The sequence below is a fragment of the Streptomyces sp. NPDC050121 genome (assembly GCF_044460385.1).
GTDB classification, from domain to species: domain Bacteria; phylum Actinomycetota; class Actinomycetes; order Streptomycetales; family Streptomycetaceae; genus Streptomyces; species Streptomyces soliscabiei.
On sequence record NZ_JBITJV010000024.1, the window covers coordinates 108,713 to 127,040 of the forward strand.

Sequence of the window (18,328 nt, forward strand, 5' to 3'; positions counted from 1 at the left end):
CCTACTCGGTCGAGGGCGACTCACCCTCGTCCGTGCCGGTGGTCGTGGCTGCCTCGGCGGACTCGTCCACGGCGCCCTCGCCGTCGACCTCTTCCGCCTCGCGCCCCGCCTCGGCGTTACGTGCGATACCGACGACGGCATCGCGCTTGCCCAGGTTGATCAGTTGGACGCCCATGGTGTCACGGCCCGTCTCCCTGACCTCGTTGACTCGCGTACGAATCACACCGCCGGACAGCGTGATGGCGAGGATCTCATCGGTCTCCTCGACCACCAGCGCGCCGACGAGAGAACCACGGTCCTCGACGATCTTGGCGGCCTTGATACCGAGGCCGCCGCGACCCTGGACGCGGTACTCGTCGACAGCGGTCCGCTTCGCGTACCCGCCGTCTGTGGCAGTGAACACGAACGTACCGGGTCGAACAACATTCATCGAGAGCAGCTGGTCGCCCTCACGGAAGCTCATGCCCTTGACGCCCGAGGTGGCACGGCCCATGGGGCGCAGCGCCTCGTCCGTGGCGGTGAACCTGATCGACTGCGCCTTCTTGCTGATCAGAAGCAGATCGTCCTCGGCCGAGACGAGTTCGGCTCCGATCAGTTCGTCGTCCGAACCGTCCTCCGTCTCACGGAGGTTGATCGCGATGACACCACCGGCACGCGGCGAATCGTAATCCTTCAGAGGCGTCTTCTTCACCAGACCGCCCTTGGTGGCCAGGACCAGGTACGGCGCCGCCTCGTAGTCGCGGATCGCGAGGATCTCGGCGATCGCCTCGTCCGGCTGGAAGGCCAGCAGGTTGGCGACGTGCTGTCCACGCGCGTCACGCCCGGCGTCGGGCAGCTCGTACGCCTTCGCCCGGTAGACGCGGCCCTTGTTGGTGAAGAACAGCAGCCAGTGGTGCGTGGTGGAGACGAAGAAGTGGTCGACGATGTCGTCTTCCTTCAGCTTCGCGCCCCGTACGCCCTTGCCGCCGCGCTTCTGGGAGCGGTAGTCGTCCGTCTTCGTGCGCTTGACGTAGCCCCCGCGCGAGATGGTGACGACGATGTCCTCCTCGGCGATCAGGTCCTCGATGGACATGTCACCGTCGTAGGGCACCAGCATCGTCTTGCGGTCGTCGCCGTACTTCTCGACGATCGCGGCGAGTTCCTCGCTCACGATGCCGCGCTGGCGGACCGGCGACGCGAGGATCTGGTTGTACTCGTTGATCTTCGCCTGGAGTTCGTCGTGCTCCTGGACGATCTTCTGGCGCTCCAGGGCGGCGAGGCGGCGCAGCTGCATCTCGAGGATGGCGTTGGCCTGGATCTCGTCGATCTCCAGGAGGCTCATCAGGCCCCCGCGCGCGATGTCGACGGTGTCGCTGCGCCGGATCAGCGCGATGACCTCGTCGATGGCGTCCAGGGCCTTCAGCAGGCCGCGCAGGATGTGCGCCCGCTCCTCGGCCTTGCGCAGCCTGAAGCGCGTACGGCGGACGACGACCTCGATCTGGTGCGTCACCCAGTGGCGGATGAACGCGTCGAGCGAGAGCGTGCGCGGGACGCCGTCGACCAGGGCCAGCATGTTGGCGCCGAAGTTCGTCTGCAGGTCCGTGTGCTTGTACAGGTTGTTCAGGACGACCTTGGCGACCGCGTCCCGCTTCAGGACGATCACCAGGCGCTGGCCCGTACGGGACGACGTCTCGTCGCGGACGTCCGCGATGCCGCCGATCTTGCCGTCCTTGACCAGGTCGGCGATCTTCTGCGCAAGGTTGTCGGGGTTGACCTGGTAGGGCAGCTCCGTGACCACCAGGCACTGGCGGTTCTGGATCTCCTCGACCTCGACGACCGCCCGCATGGTGATCGAGCCGCGACCCGTTCGGTACGCCTCCTCGATGCCCTTACGGCCCACCACCAGGGCGCCGGTCGGGAAGTCGGGGCCCTTGATGCGCTCGATCAGCGCGTCCAGGAGCTCCTCGTGCGAGGCCTCCGGGTTCTCCAGGTACCACTGGGCGCCCGAGGCGACCTCGCGCAGGTTGTGCGAGGGGATGTTGGTCGCCATACCGACCGCGATACCGGCCGAGCCGTTGATCAGCAGGTTGGGGAAGCGGGCCGGCAGGACGGTCGGCTCCTGGGAGCGGCCGTCGTAGTTGTCCGTGAAGTCGACGGTCTCCTCGTCGATGTCACGGACCATCTCCATCGACAGCGGCGCCATCTTGCACTCGGTGTAGCGCATGGCGGCCGCCGGGTCGTTGCCCGGAGAGCCGAAGTTGCCGTTGGAGTCCACCAGCGGCATCCGCATCGACCACGGCTGCGCGAGGCGGACCAGCGCGTCGTAGATCGAGGAGTCGCCGTGCGGGTGGTAGTTGCCCATGACGTCGCCGACGACGCGGGCGCACTTGTAGAAGCCGCGCTCGGGCCGGTAGCCGCCGTCGTACATCGCGTACAGGACGCGGCGGTGGACGGGCTTGAGGCCGTCGCGGACGTCGGGCAGCGCGCGGGAGACGATGACGGACATCGCGTAGTCGAGGTACGAGCGCTGCATCTCCGTCTCGAGCCCGACGGGCTCGATGCGCATGGCGATGTCGCCGCCCTCTTCAGGGGTGACGGGAGTGTTCTCGTCGGTCATTGCTGGTGGGGATCCTTCCTGGTGCGGTCAGCTGAGACCGACTCAGATGTCGAGGAAGCGGACGTCCTTGGCGTTGCGCTGGATGAAGGCACGGCGCGCCTCGACGTCCTCGCCCATGAGGACCGAGAACAGGTCGTCGGCCTGGGCGGCGTCGTCGAGGGTGACCTGGCCGAGGACGCGGTGCTCCTGGTCCATCGTGGTGACGCGCAGCTCCTCGGCGTTCATCTCGCCGAGACCCTTGAAGCGCTGGATGGAGTCCTCGCGCACCCGCTTGCCGCGCTGGCGGCCCATCTCGATCAGCGCGTCGCGCTCGCGGTCGGAGTACGCGTACTCGATGTCGTCCCGGCCCCACTTGATCTTGTAGAGCGGGGGACGGGAGAGGTACACGTGCCCGGCCTCGACCAGCGGCCGCATGAAGCGGAACAGGAAGGTCAGCAGCAGGGTGCTGATGTGCTGGCCGTCGACGTCGGCGTCCGCCATCAGAATGATCTTGTGATAGCGGAGCTTCTCGATGTCGAAGTCCTCGTGGACCCCGGTGCCGAACGCGGAGATCAGCGCCTGGATCTCCTGGTTCTGCAGGATCTTGTCGATCCGCGCCTTCTCGACGTTGAGGATCTTGCCGCGGATCGGGAGGATCGCCTGGTACTGCGGGTTGCGGCCGGACTTGGCCGAGCCGCCGGCGGAGTCACCCTCGACGATGAAGATCTCGCACTTGGTGGGGTCGTTGGACTGGCAGTCGGAGAGCTTGCCAGGCAGCGACGCGGACTCCAGCAGACCCTTGCGGCGGGTCAGATCGCGGGCCTTGCGGGCCGCCACGCGCGCGGTGGCCGCCTGGATGCCCTTGCGGACGATGTCCGCCGCCTCGACCGGGTTGCGGTCCAGCCAGTCGTTGAGGTGCTCGTAGACCGCCTTCTGGACGAAGGTCTTCGCCTCCGTGTTGCCCAGTTTGGTCTTGGTCTGGCCCTCGAACTGCGGCTCGCTCAGCTTCACCGAGATGATCGCCGTCAGACCCTCGCGGATGTCGTCGCCCGTGAGGTTGTCGTCCTTCTCGCGCAGCAGCTTCTTGTCGCGCGCGTACTTGTTGACGAGGTTCGTCAGCGCCGCGCGGAAGCCCTCCTCGTGCGTACCGCCCTCATGCGTGTGGATGATGTTGGCGAAGGAGTAGACGCCCTCGCTGTAACCGCTGTTCCACTGCATGGCGACCTCGAGGGACAGGCTCTTGTCCTTGTCCTCCGCCTCCAGGTCGATGACGGTGGGGTGCACCGCGTCTCCCTTGCGGGAGTTGAGGTACTTCACGAAGTCGACGATGCCGCCCTCGTAGTGGTACGTGACGGTCTTGACCTCGTCCTTCTCGTCCGCACCCGCCTCGTCCGCGCCGGCGGTGGCCTTCGCCGACTCGCGCTCGTCAGTGAGTTTGATCGTCAAACCCTTGTTGAGGAACGCCATCTCCTGGAAGCGCCGCGACAGCGTCTCGAAGGAGTACTCGGTGGTCTCGAAGATGTCCGCGTCGGCCCAGAAGGTGACCGAGGTGCCGGTCTGCTCGATGGCCTCGTGCTTGGCGAGCGGCGCCGTGGGGACGCCCATCTTGTAGTCCTGCGTCCAGCGGTGGCCGTCCGTGCGCACCTCGACGGAGACCTTGCTCGACAGCGCGTTCACCACCGAGACGCCGACGCCGTGCAGACCGCCGGAGACCGCGTAGCCGCCGCCGCCGAACTTGCCGCCCGCGTGCAGCACGGTCAGCACGACCTCGAGGGCCGGCTTGCCCTCGGAGGCGACGATGCCCACCGGGATGCCTCGGCCGTTGTCGGTGACCCGCACGCCGCCGTCGGCCAGGATCGTCACGTCGATGGTGTCCGCGTGGCCGGCCAGCGCCTCGTCGACCGAGTTGTCGACGACCTCGTACACGAGGTGGTGCAGACCGCGCTCACCGGTGGAGCCGATGTACATACCGGGTCGCTTGCGGACCGCGTCCAGACCCTCGAGGACGGTAATGGCGCTGGCGTCGTAGGAGGCGGTGACCTCGTGGCTCGAGGTGCTTGCCTCGCTGTTCGCGCCGGCGTCGGTGGACGGGATGTTCTCGTTGGGGTTGCCGGAATCGGCCACGAAGCGCCCTTTCTGGCACAGCACCAGCCAGGCTCGTCGGCAGGTTGCCGGAGCGGCTGCGGCATGTTGCGTTGGTAAGCCTTGATCAGCGTTGCTCAGCTTTTCCCGGGCGGTCCCCACGTTCGGGGCGGGATTGGCTTCAGTCTACCGGTAGCACCGACAGTGATGGGGGTTTGCCGGTACCTGAGTCCGCATGTGCCGCCCTCAACCGGTCTCTTCCGGGTCCCGATATGTGGATGGGGGCTCCAAGAGGCTCACGGAGGCACTCAGCGCTTCCGGGTGTCAACCCTTGGCTACTTGGGAGTCAGGTCCGAATCAGCCACCGCGGGCGGGCGCCCACGACGAAGGCCGGGCGGTCGTCACGGGACCGGCCCGGCCTTCGAACACGTGACGCACGTCACCCGTAGGTGTCGCCGGGACCGGTGCTTCCAGGGGCCCTGAGGGGGCCGTAGCGGCGCGCGGGGCCACCGGGACCGAGCACCTTGATCAGCCGCACCGCGCCATGGCCCAGATCCTCGTTGAGGCGCGCGACCAGGGTCGGCGCGAGCAGCCTGAGGTTCGTCGCCCAGGCCGTGGAGTCGCAGCGCACGATCAGCACCCGCTCGTCCTCGTCGTAGCGCTCGGGCACGCAGTGCTTGGCGACGTCCTCGCCGACGATCTGCGGCCACCGGCCCATCACACCGCCCACCGCGGCCGGCGCCTCCCAGCCGCGCTCGGTGAGCAGCCGGTTGATCGCGGCGCCCAGCGCCATCGGGTCGCGGCCGTCGGCGCGCGCGCCGGAGCGCAGACCGCCCCCGCGCCGGGCCTGCTTCTTCTGCTGTGCCGCGTCCCCACGCGCGCGTGCCTGCGCGCGGGCCGCCCTGAGCGCCACGCGCGCGAGGTCGACGCCGGACGGCTCGGTCGCCTTCTTCGGGGCCGACTCGTCGGCGGTCATACGCGCTCCACCGTCCCCTCGGACACCGTGTACCGCGCCCCGGCCAGCACATGCGGTACGTCGTCGTCGACGGCGGCCGTCACCAGCACCTGCTCGCCGGGCGCGACCAGTTCGGCCAGCCGCTCCCGCCGCCGGGCGTCCAGCTCGGCGAAGACGTCGTCCAGGACCAGCACCGGCTCGTTGCCCTCGGCCCGCAGCAGGTCGTAGGAGGCCAGCCGCAGGGCGAGCGCGTAGGACCAGGACTCGCCGTGGGAGGCGTATCCCTTGGCGGGCATGGAGCCGAGTTTGAGAATCACATCGTCCCGATGGGGCCCCACGAGGGTGACGCCCCGTTCGATCTCCTGCTTGCGGACCTCCGCGAGCGCGGCCATCAGCTGCCCGTAGAGGTCCTCACGCGTGTGCGCCTCGCCCGGCGCCGACGGCTTGTACTCCAGGGCCACCGGACCGCCGCCCGGGGCCAGTTGCTCATACGCCTTGTCCGCCAGCGGCTGGAGCGCGGCCACCAGGTCGAGCCGCTGGGCGAACAACTCGGCGCCCACGCGCGCGAGGTGCTGATCCCACACGTCCAGGGTCGACAGGTCCATGGAGCGACCCCCGTGCCGCCGGGCGAGCGCGGCCGACTTCAGCAGCGTGTTGCGCTGCTTGAGCACCCGCTCGTAGTCGGAGCGCACGCCCGCCATGCGCGGGGAGCGCGCGGTGATCAGCTCGTCCAGGAAGCGGCGCCGCTCACCGGGATCGCCCTTGATCAGTGCGAGATCCTCGGGCGCGAACAGCACGGTCCGTACGATGCCCAGCACGTCACGGGGCCTGACCTGCGAGGACCTGTTGATGCGGGCGCGGTTGGCCTTGCCCGGGTTCAGCTCCAGCTCGACCAGCTGCTGCCGCTCGCCCTGTTTGACCTGCGCCCGGATGATCGCGCGGTCGGCGCCCACGCGGACCAGGGGCGCGTCCGAGGCGACCCGATGGCTGCCCAGGGTGGCGAGGTAGCCGACGGCCTCGACGAGGTTGGTCTTGCCCTGCCCGTTGGGGCCCACGAAGGCGGTGACGCCCGGGTCGAGCGGAACTTCGACCCGGGCGTACGAGCGGAAGTCGGCCAGCGACAGATGCGTGACGTGCATGGTCGTTCGCCGACCTCCCCCAGGGTTGTGGATCGCGGGGCGACCCTGTGGATTACTTCTTCTCGACGGCGTGGCCGCCGAACTGGTTGCGCAGCGCCGCGATCATCTTCATCTGCGGCGAGTCCTCCTGCCGGGAGGCGAACCGCGCGAAGAGCGAGGCCGTGATCGCGGGCAGCGGCACGGCGTTGTCGATCGCGGCCTCCACGGTCCAGCGGCCCTCGCCGGAGTCCTGTGCGAAGCCGCGCAGCCTGTCGAGGTGCTCGTCCTCGTCGAGGGCGTTGACGGCCAGGTCGAGCAGCCAGGAACGGATGACCGTGCCCTCCTGCCAGGAGCGGAAGACCTCGCGCACATCCGTGACGGAGTCGACCTTCTCCAGCAGCTCCCAGCCCTCGGCGTAGGCCTGCATCATGGCGTACTCGATGCCGTTGTGGACCATCTTCGCGAAGTGGCCGGCGCCGACCTTGCCGGCGTGCACCGCGCCGAAGTCGCCCTCGGGCTTGAGCGCGTCGAAGACCGGCTGCACCTTGGCGACGTGCTCCTTCTCGCCGCCGTACATCAGCGCGTAGCCGTTGTCCAGGCCCCAGACGCCGCCGGAGACGCCGCAGTCGACGAAGCCGATGCCCTTGGCCGCCAGCTCCTCGGCGTGCTTCTCGTCGTCCGTCCAGCGGGAGTTGCCGCCGTCCACGACGACGTCCCCCGGCTCCAGCAGCTCGGCGAGCTCGTCGACGGTCGACTGCGTGGCGGCGCCGGCCGGGACCATCACCCAGACCACCCGCGGGGCCGCGAGGCCGTCCACAAGCTCTTTGAGGCTGTGGACGTCCGCGAGGTCCGGGTTGCGGTCGTATCCGACGACGGTGTGGCCGGCGCGGCGGATCCGCTCGCGCATGTTGCCGCCCATCTTGCCGAGGCCGACGAGACCGAGCTCCATCAGTTGTTCCTTAGGTCGCTGTGTGGCGTGTGGGGCACCTTCGTACCCATGTCCGAGCCTAAACCCGGACCGTCACGCACACCTGTGGGCATACGCGCTCAGACGTGCTGCCCATCTCGCCGCTCACCTGCGGCTTCGTCCACAGACCGGGGACCCTTCGGCCACAGCCTGTGGACGACCTCCGACGCCGGGGGCGACGCCGACGCGGGGGCCGGTCAGCCGGTCAGCCGCTGAGGCGCACCGGCATGATCAGGTACTTGTAGGCCTCGTCCGCCTCCGCGTCCAGCGCCGGCTTGCCGCTGAGCAGCGCGGGCTTCGTGGACGTCGTGAAGGACAGCTGGGCGACCGGCGAGTCGATGGCACTCAGGCCGTCCAGCAGGAAGGTCGGGTTGAAGGCGATCGAGATGTCGTCGCCCTCCAGCTGGGCGTCGACGCGCTCCACAGCCTGTGCGTCGTCGCTGGAGCCGGCCTCCAGGATGAGCACGCCCTGCTCGAAGCTCAGCCGCACCGGGGTGTTGCGCTCGGCGACCAGGGCCACGCGCTTGACGGCCTCCACGAAGGGGGCGGTCTCGATCACGGCGACGGAGTTGAACTCGGTCGGGAACAGGGTGCGGTACTTCGGGAGGTCGCCCTCCAGGAGGCGGGTCGTCGTACGCCGGCCCGCGCCCTCGAAGCCGATCAGGCCCTCGCCGGAGCCGGAGCCGGACAGCGCCAGGATGACGCTGTCGCCGCTCGTGAGGGCCTTGGCGGTGTCCAGGAGCGTCTTGGCGGGCACCAGGGCGACCGCGGAGGCCTCCGGGTTCTCCGGCTTCCACAGGAACTCGCGGACCGCGAAGCGGTAGCGGTCGGTGGAGGCCAGCGTGACCGTGTCGCCCTCGATCTCGATGCGCACACCGGTGAGGACGGGCAGCGTGTCGTCACGCCCGGCGGCGATGGCGACCTGGGCGGCCGCGGAGGCGAAGACCTCGCCGGGGACGGTGCCCGTCGCGTTCGGCATCTGCGGCAGGGACGGGTACTCCTCCACCGGCAGGGTGTGGAGGGTGAACCGCGAGGAGCCGCAGACCACCGTCGCCCGTACACCGTCTGTGGAGATCTCCACCGGGCGGTTGGGCAGAGCGCGGCAGATGTCCGCGAGCAGGCGGCCGGAGACGAGGACCGTGCCCTCCTCCTCGACCTCGGCCTCCACGGAGACCCGCGCGGAGACCTCGTAGTCGAAGCTCGACAGGCTCAGCTGGCCGTCCTCGGACTTCAGCAGCAGGCCGGCGAGGACAGGCGCCGGCGGGCGGGCCGGGAGGCTGCGCGCCGCCCAGGCCACGGCCTCCGCGAGTACGTCGCGTTCCACCCGGATCTTCACTCTTGCCGCCTCCTGCTGTTGCCGGCGCTTCTCGCCCTGCCTGGCCTTCGTCATCTGTCTCGGTGTGGTCGGTCCCGTCGAGGGGAAGGACCATCGGGGACCAGTCTGACGCACCGCACTGTCAGTCGGTGCCCCTCGGGGTCAAGTCGTGACGAGGGGCGGCCGGGCAGCGAAGAGCGAGTTGTGCACAGGCCCCGCTTCGAAACGGATTCCCAGCTCTCTCTAGTTGTCAGTAGTAGTAGGGCCTGTGGATACCGTGGATAACCCCGTTTTCGCAGCTCAGAGGCGGTTTTTTATCCACTGGCCCTGTGGGCGGAGGCGGTGGATAACCGGGGTCTTCTGTGGAGAACAGAAAGTTCTGCACACCCCATGCACAGGGAGGGGCGACTTGTCCCCAGCGCCGTCCCCAGCTTTACCCGTCTTTCCCACAGGCCAACCCGGCAACTTCGTGTGACGCCTTTCACTCGACCCGGTGAGGAGGCGCGTCGGGTTGCCGAACAGTGGACAGACATGTGGAGAAGCCGGAGATCGCTGGGGACAACCGGCCTCAGCCTGTGGGTTGCCGGTGGACAACTTCATGCACAGCCTGTGGATCATTTTTTTGTCCACAGCCTGTGGAGATCCTTCGTCCACGAATCCACAGCCTGTTGACCTGGTCCGATCGTCCCTTACCCAGGACGCCTGTGGATACAGTCTGGACAACTTCCCGGTCCCCAGGGTGTGGACGGGAAAAAGTCACCGAATCTGTGGAGAGTGGCCGTAACCCGGCCAGTAATCGAACAACGGGTGAGCGGCGGACGACCCTCGTCGAGCCCCGTCCGGCGTCGCCGGTCCCCGCTCCCGGCCCCCGGAACGACGAAAAGCGCCCCCGGATGTCCTCCGGGGGCGCTCTCGGTGGGGCTCGCGACGCGTGCTCCGGCGTCGTCAGCCGTTCTTGATGCGGTTGGTCAGCTCGGTCACCTGGTTGTAGATGGAGCGCCGCTCGGCCATCAGATTGCGGATCTTGCGGTCCGCGTGCATGACCGTCGTGTGGTCACGGCCGCCGAACAGCGCTCCGATCTTCGGCAGCGACAGGTCCGTCAGCTCGCGGCACAGATACATGGCGATCTGCCGGGCCGTGACGAGCTGGCGGCCGCGCGAACTGCCGCACAGGTCCTCGATCGTGAGGCCGAAGTAGTCGGCGGTCGCGCTCATGATGGCCGTCGAGGTGATCTCCGGCGTGGAGTCGTCACCGCCGGGGATCAGGTCCTTCAGGACGATCTCGGTCAGCCCAAGGTCCACCGGCTGCCGGTTGAGCGACGCGAACGCCGTCACCCGGATCAGCGCGCCCTCCAGCTCACGGATGTTGCGCGAGATCCGGGAGGCGATGAACTCCAGCACCTCCGGCGGGGCGTTCAGCTGCTCCTGGACCGCCTTCTTGCGCAGGATCGCGATCCGCGTCTCCAGCTCGGGCGGCTGGACGTCGGTGATCAGACCCCATTCGAAACGGTTCCTCAACCGGTCCTCCAGCGTCACCAGCTGCTTGGGCGGCCGGTCGCTGGACAGCACGATCTGCTTGTTGGCGTTGTGGAGCGTGTTGAAGGTGTGGAAGAACTCCTCCTGCGTCGACTCCTTGTCCGCGAGGAACTGGATGTCGTCGACGAGCAGGATGTCCATCTCGCGGTACCGCTTGCGGAAGCTGTCGCCCTTGCCGTCGCGGATGGAGTTGATGAACTCGTTGGTGAACTCCTCGGAGCTCACGTACCGCACGCGCGTGCCGGGGTAGAGGCTTCGCGCGTAGTGCCCGATGGCGTGCAGCAGGTGCGTCTTGCCGAGGCCCGACTCCCCATAGATGAACAGGGGGTTGTAGGCCTTCGCGGGCGCCTCGGCGACGGCGACGGCGGCCGCGTGCGCGAACCGGTTGGAGGCGCCGATGACGAAGGTGTCGAAGAGGTACTTCGGGTTCAGCCGCGCGGTCGGCTCACCGGGGCCGGCCTTCGCCGAGGACTGCGCGCCCGACGGCCCGGGACCGCCCGAGCCCTGCTGGCCGGGACCGCCCGGGCCGCCGCGGTGCGGATGCCCGGGACCGGCCTGCGGCTCGGGCAGCTCACGCCGACCCGGCTCGCGCTGGTCGTAGTCGGAGCGCGACGACTCGTACTCCGCACGCTTGTGCTCGTACAGCGACGGATCGTAGGGCGGCCGCTCCATGGACTGGGGGCGGTAGTCCTGCGACGGCGGGCCGTAGGAGTCCTGCGACGGGGAGCCGTACGGGTCCTGGGAGGCCGGCCCGCCGTACTGGTCCTGCGACGGCGACGCGTACGGGTCGCGCTCCGGGAAACCGAGGCGCTGCTGCTGCCAGCCGTACTCGTCCTGCTGGGGCCGCGGCCATGCGCCGGGCTCGGGGCGCTGGTACTCCGACGGGTACGCCGGCCGCGCGGTGGGCAGCGGGTCCGGGCGCGAGGGGAGCTGGTCGCCGGGCGTCGGCGGCAACTGCTCGGCGCGATGCCGACCGTAGCTCTCGTACGGGCTGTCGTACGCCTGGTCGTATCCGCCGTCGTAGCGGCCCTCCTGCTGTCCGTCCCGCTGTCCGTCGTACGGGCCGGACGGCAGCTCGGGCTCTTCGTAGCGCGGCTGCTGCTGGACAGGGGGCGCCGGCGGGGCCGGGGGCTCGCCGGCGGAGTCGTCGACGGTGATCGCGATACGGATCGGGCGGCCGCACTCGCGGCTCAGCGTCTCGCTGACGATCGGCGCGAGGCGCCCCTCGAGGACGCCCTTCGCGAATTCGTTCGGTACGGCGAGCAGGGCGGTGTCCGCGACCAGCGCGAGCGGCTGGCAGCGCCGGATCCAGTGCTCGTCCTTCACCTCGACACCCTGGCCCCGGCCCTCACCCAGGAGCTGTTCCAGTACTCGTGGCCACACTGCGGCAAGATCGGCAGGTACGTCAGCCACAGGGCACGCTCTCTCGTGGGTCCCACGAACGTGTGGTTGTGGGACGGCGGGGATTCATATCGGGCGGGGGCAGGGACAAAGGAACGAATCGGAGTTCAGCCAAGGTAGTCAGGGCGACGGCTGCGGTTCAAGTTGTTGTCCCCAGGCTGTGGATAGTGTCTCCCCGTGACTGCCGGTTTGACCGGATGGCGTAGCCGCGCGTACCGTAACCAGGTCGAGTTGTCGATGGCTGCTGCCGCCTGCCTCCGATGGGCACAGATCGCGTCAGGTGATCGGGAAGCGGTGCACTCGGGCGTTGACCGCGAGCTACCTCGTGGGCGCACGGTGACAGCCAGGACGGCACCCCGCCACCACCGATTGATTTCTGGAGCCCCCGAGTGAGCAAGCGCACCTTCCAGCCGAACAACCGCCGTCGCGCCAAGACCCACGGCTTCCGTCTGCGGATGCGTACCCGTGCCGGCCGCGCGATTCTCGCGAACCGCCGCAGCAAGGGTCGCGCGAGCCTGTCCGCCTGATCCTGATCAGGTCATGACGTCGTGCTGCCTACCGAGCATCGGCTGAGGCGGCGCGAGGACTTCGCGACCGCGGTACGACGGGGCCGTCGGGCCGGACGCCCGACCCTCGTCGTCCATCTTCGTAGCGGTGCCACGGACCCGCACGCGCCTGGGGAGAGCGCTCCCCCGACGCGTGCGGGTTTCGTCGTGAGCAAGGCCGTGGGAGGCGCAGTCGTCCGCAACCAGGTGAAGCGCAGACTGCGTCACCTGATGCGCGACCGAGTCACTCTGTTCCCCCCCGGTAGCCTGGTAGTCGTACGGGCGCTGCCCGGGGCGGGCGACGCCGACCACGCACAGCTGGCCCAAGACCTGGATGCCGCCCTGCAACGGCTACTGGGAGGGGGCGCGCGATGAAGTACCCGCTACTGGCTCTGATCAAGCTCTACCAGTGGACGATCAGTCCGCTGCTCGGGCCGGTGTGCAAGTACTACCCGTCGTGTTCCCACTACGGCTACACGGCCATCGACCGGCACGGTGCGATCAAGGGAACGGCACTCACGGCCTGGCGCATCCTGCGGTGCAATCCGTGGTCGCTGGGTGGAGTGGATCATGTTCCGCCGCGTAAGCGCCCGCGGTGGCACGAAATGTTGCGTGACGCCTGGCGTGCACGCAGGGGCGGGACCTCCGCCGCCGAAACGGCCACCGAAGAGAACCTCGCTTCGGACCCGGCCGCAGAGACACCGTCCCATGCCCAAGGAGCATGATTAGTGGACACGATTGCCAGCCTCTTCAGCTTCATCACGACACCTGTCTCCTGGGTCATCGTCCAGTTCCACACGGTGTACGGCGCCATCTTCGGCCCCGACACCGGGTGGGCCTGGGGCCTGTCCATCGTGTCTCTGGTGATCCTGATCCGTATCTGCCTGATCCCGCTCTTCGTGAAGCAGATCAAGTCGACGCGGGCCATGCAGACGCTCCAGCCCGAGATGAAGAAGATCCAGGAGCGCTACAAGAACGACAAGGCGCGTCAGTCCGAAGAGATGATGAAGCTGTACAAGGAGACGGGCACCAACCCGCTCTCCTCGTGCCTTCCCATCCTGGCGCAGTCCCCGTTCTTCTTCGCCCTGTACCACGTGCTCAACGGCATCGCCACGGGCTCGACGATCGGCGTCATCAACGAGTCGCTGCTCGCCAGCGCCCGTAAGGCGCACATCTTCGGCGCCCCGCTGGCCGCGAAGTTCACCGACGGCTCGGCGAAGGTGGAGTCGCTCGGCGCCTCGCTGACGGACGTCCGCGTCGTCACCGCGATCATGATCGTGCTGATGTCGGCCTCGCAGTTCTTCACCCAGCGCCAGCTGATGACGAAGAACGTCGACACCTCGGTGAAGACGCCGTTCATGCAGCAGCAGAAGATGCTGATGTACGTCTTCCCGGTCATGTTCGCCGTCTTCGGCATCAACTTCCCCGTCGGTGTCCTCGTCTACTGGCTGACCACCAACGTGTGGACCATGGGCCAGCAGATGTACGTGATCCGCAACAACCCGACGCCGGGTTCCAAGGCTCAGGCCGCGTACCTGGAGCGCCTGTACAAGCACGTCACGCACCACGGCAAGACCCGCAGCCGCGGTGAGAGGGCCATCGTCAAGGCCATCGTGGCCAAGGGCCGCGACCGCAACGACGCCGAGCGCAAGTTCATCAACGGTCTGACCAAGGTGGGCTTCGCGGCCCAGGCCGACGGCACCGTGATCAAGAGCGAGACCCAGGCAGCCGCCCAGGCCGAGGACGGCACGCCGACCAGCGCCGCCGCCAAGCGTCAGCAGCCCAAGCGGCAGTCGAAGTCCCAGCGACAGTCCACGACCCCCAAGGCGGCCGGCGAGACCACCCCGACCACCTTGCTGAGCAAGTCCGACGAGCCGGAGGACGCCAAGCCCTCCGGAGCCGCGAAGCAGGACGCTCCCAAGCCCGGCACCGGAGGCCGCAGCAAGGCCCAGTCCGGGCAGCGCAAGGGCGGCCCGCAGCGCCCCAAGTCCCCGTCCAAGAAGTAAGAAGGAGCCCATCCCGTGACGGAAGGCACCACCTCCGCTGCCGCCGAGGGTGCAGACACCCTGACCCGCCTGGAGCAGGAGGGCGAGATCGCGGCGGACTACCTCGAGGGTCTGCTGGACATCGCCGATCTCGACGGCGACATCGACATGGACGTCGAGGCCGACCGCGCCTCTGTGTCGATCATCAGCGACGCGGGCACCCGTGACCTGCACAAGCTGGTCGGCCGGGACGGCGAGGTGCTTGAGGCGCTGCAGGAGCTCACGCGCCTGGCCGTGCACCGGGAGACCGGCGACCGCAGCCGTCTGATGCTGGACATCGCGGGTTACCGCGCCAAGAAGCGGGCCGAGCTCTCCGAGCTGGGGGCCAAGGCCGCGGCCGACGCGAAGAACAGCGGTGAGCCGGTGAAGATGAAGCCGATGACGCCCTTCGAGCGCAAGGTCGTGCACGACGCGGTCAAGGCCGCCGGCCTGCGCAGTGAGTCCGAGGGCGAGGAGCCGCAGCGCTTCGTCGTCGTGCTGCCCAACTGATTCGGTACGTACGTATCCCCGGCCCCGTCTGTAGCGCAGACGGGGCCGGTCTTTGTCAGCCTGGTAGTTCTGGTGGTCGGCGCTCGAAGCGCTGATGCGGTACGGAAGGACGGTCCCCGTGACGGAGGCAGCGGAGCTCCCCCCTGCGCCCGAAGTGGCACGTGAGGTATTCGGCGATCGCTTCGGTGATGCGGTCCGGTACGCCGAGCTTCTGGCCGAGGCAGGTGTGCAACGCGGGCTCATCGGCCCACGAGAGGTACCCCGCCTGTGGGAGAGACACATCCTGAACTGCGCGGTGCTCTCCGAGGTCGTGCCCGAGGGCGTGACCGTGTGCGACGTCGGATCGGGTGCCGGCCTCCCCGGCATTCCGCTGGCGCTCGTCCGGGAAGACCTGAAGATCACCCTGCTGGAGCCGCTTCTGCGACGCACCAACTTCCTCACCGAGGTCGTCGAGCTCCTCGGCCTCGACCATGTGACGGTGGAGCGGGGCCGTGCAGAGGAGGTCATGGGCAAGGTGCCGCCGGTCCATGTGGTGACCGCCCGCGCCGTGGCGCCCCTGGACCGACTGGCCGCCTGGGGCATCCCGCTGCTGCGTCCCTACGGCGAGATGCTCGCCCTCAAGGGCGACACCGCCGAGGAAGAGCTCAAGAGCGCCTCCTCGGCACTGAACAAGCTCGGTGCCGTGAGCACCTCGATCCTGCAGGTCGGCGAGGGCGTCGTCGATCCGCTGTCCACGGTGGTGCGGGTCGAGGTCGGGGAAAGCCCGGGCGGTGTGCGATTCGCGGCCAAACGGGCCAAGGCGGCCCGCACGGGCCGCGCGCGCCGACGCCGCTGAGACGTACTCCACACAAGCTGCCAAACCCACGCATCACGGAGTGTCGCGAGGATCCCGGCCGCGGGCGCTGTGCATCGTGTTTCACGTGAAACGTCGCTCCCTGCTCCACGGCATTATCAGTCGCGGCCGCGCCGCGGCCGAACCCCGCGACCGCAAGCCTCTCGGTTCACTCGATGAGGTACCGGAGTTGTCCACAGAGGCGGATTTCTCCACAGAACAACAGGCCTCACTGGTTCACCACCCCGAAGCCATGGGAGGCTCTGTTCATTGCGAGCCTGAAGTCGAGGAGAGTGAATCCTTGCGGTCCGACGCCAACATCGCGGGACCGATGACCGATCCGGTCCCCGGTCCCCGTGCCGAGTCGTTCGGGGAGGATGTTTCACGTGAAACACCGCCCCCCATGGACGACACTCCGATCGGTCGTGCTGCCCAACTCGCGGTGGAGGCTCTGGGCCGCGCCGGCGAGGGTCTGCCACGCCCTGAACAAACCCGTGTGATCGTGGTCGCCAACCAGAAGGGCGGGGTGGGCAAGACGACGACGACGGTCAACCTTGCCGCCTCCCTGGCCCTGCACGGGGGCCGTGTCCTGGTGGTCGACCTCGACCCGCAGGGCAACGCGTCCACCGCCCTGGGGATCGACCACCACGCCGAGGTTCCGTCCATCTATGACGTGTTGGTCGAGAGCCGTCCCCTCGCTGAAGTCGTTCAGCCCGTACCCGATGTAGAAGGCCTGTTCTGCGCTCCCGCCACGATCGATCTCGCCGGTGCGGAGATCGAGTTGGTCTCCCTGGTGGCACGTGAGAGCCGTCTTCAGCGAGCGATCCAGGCATACGAACAGCCGCTGGACTACATCCTCATCGACTGCCCGCCTTCCCTGGGCCTGCTGACGGTCAACGCGCTGGTCGCCGGTGCCGAGGTCCTCATCCCGATCCAGTGCGAGTACTACGCGCTGGAGGGGCTCGGGCAGTTGCTGCGCAACGTCGACCTGGTACGGGGGCACCTCAACCCCACCCTGCATGTGTCGACCATCCTGCTCACCATGTACGACGGCCGGACGCGTCTCGCGTCGCAGGTCGCCGAAGAGGTGCGCACCCACTTCGGTGACGAGGTGCTGCGGACGAGCATTCCCCGCTCGGTCCGTATCTCCGAGGCGCCGAGCTATGGGCAGACGGTGCTGACCTACGATCCTGGATCGAGCGGTGCCCTCTCCTACCTTGAGGCAGCACGAGAGCTTGCGCTGAAGGGTGTCGATGTCAGTTACGACCCGACGCACGCCCATATCGGCGCCCAGAACAACCCGAACATGGTGGAGGGGATCCAGTGAGTGAGCGACGGAGGGGGTTGGGCCGTGGCCTTGGCGCGTTGATCCCTGCTGCCCCGACGGAGAAGACTCCGGCGCAGGCCGCGGTGGGAGGCGGGGGATCCACATCCCCCGCAGCCGTCCCGGTTCTGACGACGGACCGCGGGGTGGCCGCGGCGAAGGTGGCCACGCTCCCGCATGTTTCACGTGAAACAGAGGAGTTGTCGGCGAACGGCGTCCTGGAGACCCCCGCAGCGCCGATCGGCGCACACTTCGCGGAGATCCCCCTCGACCACATCACGCCGAACCCGCGCCAGCCCCGTGAGGTCTTCGACGAGGACGCGCTGCACGAGCTCATCACCTCCATCAAGGAGGTCGGTCTCCTCCAGCCGGTCGTCGTACGCCAGACCGGTCCCGCGCGCTACGAGCTCATCATGGGTGAGCGGCGCTGGCGGGCTTGCCGCGAGGCCGGCCTGGAGGCCATCCCAGCGATCGTGCGGGCCACGGACGACGAGAAGCTCCTCCTGGATGCCCTCCTGGAGAACCTCCACCGGGCTCAGCTGAACCCGCTGGAAGAGGCAGCCGCCTACGACCAGTTGCTGAAGGACTTCAACTGCACGCACGACCAGTTGGCGGACCGCATCGGTCGATCCCGTCCGCAGGTCTCCAACACACTGCGGCTGCTGAAGCTTTCGCCGGCGGTGCAGCGCAGGGTCGCGGCGGGAGTCCTCTCCGCCGGTCACGCCCGTGCGCTGCTCTCCGTGGACGACTCGGAAGAGCAGGACCGGCTGGCCCACCGCATCGTGGCCGAAGGGCTCTCGGTGCGGGCCGTCGAGGAGATCGTGACCCTCATGGGATCACGTCCGCAGACGGCTCAGCGTGCCAAAGGGCCGCGTGCCGGTGGCCGGGTCTCCCCGGCGCTGACCGACCTTGCGACCCGGCTCTCGGACCGTTTCGAGACACGGGTGAAGGTCGACCTGGGGCAGAAGAAGGGCAAGATCACCGTCGAGTTCGCGTCGATGGAGGACCTTGAGCGCATCCTTGGCACGCTCGCTCCCGGTGAGGGCCCTGTCATGCAGAAGGGCCTCGTGGAGGGCGACATCGAGGAATCGGAAGACTGAGCCGCGGCTCGGCCGGGCCCCTGTCGGCTGTCGGATCCGCTGAG

15 protein-coding genes are annotated in these 18,328 nt (G+C 68.3%); 8 read left to right on the forward strand and 7 right to left on the reverse strand.

Annotated features, from left to right (window positions below; all coding sequences use genetic code 11):
- Position 1 precedes the first annotated feature (1 nt).
- The 7 genes from gyrA to dnaA form a co-directional block, all read right to left on the reverse strand.
- Positions 2–2,596, reverse strand: a complete 2,595-nt coding sequence (gene gyrA, locus ACIBTS_RS31330; protein WP_399323805.1) for a DNA gyrase subunit A — start codon at positions 2,594–2,596, stop codon at positions 2–4.
- Positions 2,597–2,638: 42 nt separating this feature from the next.
- Positions 2,639–4,699 carry a DNA topoisomerase (ATP-hydrolyzing) subunit B gene (gyrB, locus tag ACIBTS_RS31335; protein WP_180291564.1) on the reverse strand — a complete coding sequence of 687 codons (2,061 nt, stop codon included), beginning with the start codon at positions 4,697–4,699 and terminating at the stop codon, positions 2,639–2,641.
- 397 nt (positions 4,700–5,096) lie between these two features.
- The gene (locus tag ACIBTS_RS31340; protein WP_399323808.1) at positions 5,097–5,633 is read right to left on the reverse strand and encodes a DUF721 domain-containing protein; all 537 of its coding nucleotides are present in this window, start codon (positions 5,631–5,633) and stop codon (positions 5,097–5,099) included.
- On the reverse strand, positions 5,630–6,751 hold the full coding sequence (recF, locus tag ACIBTS_RS31345; RefSeq protein WP_319337491.1) for a DNA replication/repair protein RecF: 1,122 nt from the start codon (positions 6,749–6,751) through the stop codon (positions 5,630–5,632). Before recF ends, ACIBTS_RS31340 begins: the two co-directional genes overlap by 4 nt.
- A gap of 52 nt (positions 6,752–6,803) precedes the next feature.
- Positions 6,804–7,679: a phosphogluconate dehydrogenase (NAD(+)-dependent, decarboxylating) gene (gene gnd, locus ACIBTS_RS31350; protein WP_399323810.1), complete on the reverse strand. Its 876-nt coding sequence runs from the start codon at positions 7,677–7,679 to the stop codon at positions 6,804–6,806.
- A 223-nt stretch (positions 7,680–7,902) separates the two neighbouring features.
- Positions 7,903–9,033 carry a DNA polymerase III subunit beta gene (dnaN, locus tag ACIBTS_RS31355; protein WP_079661164.1) on the reverse strand — a complete coding sequence of 377 codons (1,131 nt, stop codon included), beginning with the start codon at positions 9,031–9,033 and terminating at the stop codon, positions 7,903–7,905.
- 924 nt (positions 9,034–9,957) lie between these two features.
- Positions 9,958–11,961 carry a chromosomal replication initiator protein DnaA gene (dnaA, locus tag ACIBTS_RS31360; protein ID WP_399323811.1) on the reverse strand — a complete coding sequence of 668 codons (2,004 nt, stop codon included), beginning with the start codon at positions 11,959–11,961 and terminating at the stop codon, positions 9,958–9,960.
- A gap of 377 nt (positions 11,962–12,338) precedes the next feature.
- Between dnaA and rpmH the strand changes: the two genes are divergently transcribed.
- From rpmH to ACIBTS_RS31400, 8 genes are all read left to right on the forward strand, one after another.
- Positions 12,339–12,476, forward strand: coding sequence for a 50S ribosomal protein L34 (gene rpmH, locus ACIBTS_RS31365; protein WP_005482975.1), 138 nt, complete (start codon positions 12,339–12,341; stop codon positions 12,474–12,476).
- A 21-nt stretch (positions 12,477–12,497) separates the two neighbouring features.
- Positions 12,498–12,869, forward strand: coding sequence for a ribonuclease P protein component (gene rnpA / locus ACIBTS_RS31370; protein ID WP_079661167.1), 372 nt, complete (start codon positions 12,498–12,500; stop codon positions 12,867–12,869).
- Entirely contained in the window at positions 12,866–13,219 is a 354-nt protein-coding gene (gene yidD / locus ACIBTS_RS31375) for a membrane protein insertion efficiency factor YidD (protein ID WP_399323813.1), read from the forward strand. The genes rnpA and yidD overlap by 4 nt, the downstream gene beginning before the upstream one ends.
- A 3-nt stretch (positions 13,220–13,222) precedes the next feature.
- Positions 13,223–14,500 (forward strand): membrane protein insertase YidC, encoded by a 1,278-nt coding sequence (gene yidC / locus ACIBTS_RS31380; RefSeq protein WP_399323815.1) that lies wholly within the window; start codon positions 13,223–13,225, stop codon positions 14,498–14,500.
- A gap of 15 nt (positions 14,501–14,515) precedes the next feature.
- Positions 14,516–15,028, forward strand: coding sequence for a R3H domain-containing nucleic acid-binding protein (locus ACIBTS_RS31385; protein WP_319337478.1), 513 nt, complete (start codon positions 14,516–14,518; stop codon positions 15,026–15,028).
- A gap of 118 nt (positions 15,029–15,146) precedes the next feature.
- Positions 15,147–15,863: a 16S rRNA (guanine(527)-N(7))-methyltransferase RsmG gene (rsmG, locus tag ACIBTS_RS31390; RefSeq protein ID WP_319670887.1), complete on the forward strand. Its 717-nt coding sequence runs from the start codon at positions 15,147–15,149 to the stop codon at positions 15,861–15,863.
- A gap of 250 nt (positions 15,864–16,113) precedes the next feature.
- Positions 16,114–17,187: an AAA family ATPase gene (locus ACIBTS_RS31395; RefSeq protein WP_399323851.1), complete on the forward strand. Its 1,074-nt coding sequence runs from the start codon at positions 16,114–16,116 to the stop codon at positions 17,185–17,187.
- Complete coding sequence (locus ACIBTS_RS31400) at positions 17,184–18,284, forward strand: ParB/RepB/Spo0J family partition protein (protein ID WP_399323817.1); 1,101 nt, start codon at positions 17,184–17,186, stop codon at positions 18,282–18,284. Before ACIBTS_RS31395 ends, ACIBTS_RS31400 begins: the two co-directional genes overlap by 4 nt.
- Positions 18,285–18,328: the final 44 nt, after the last annotated feature.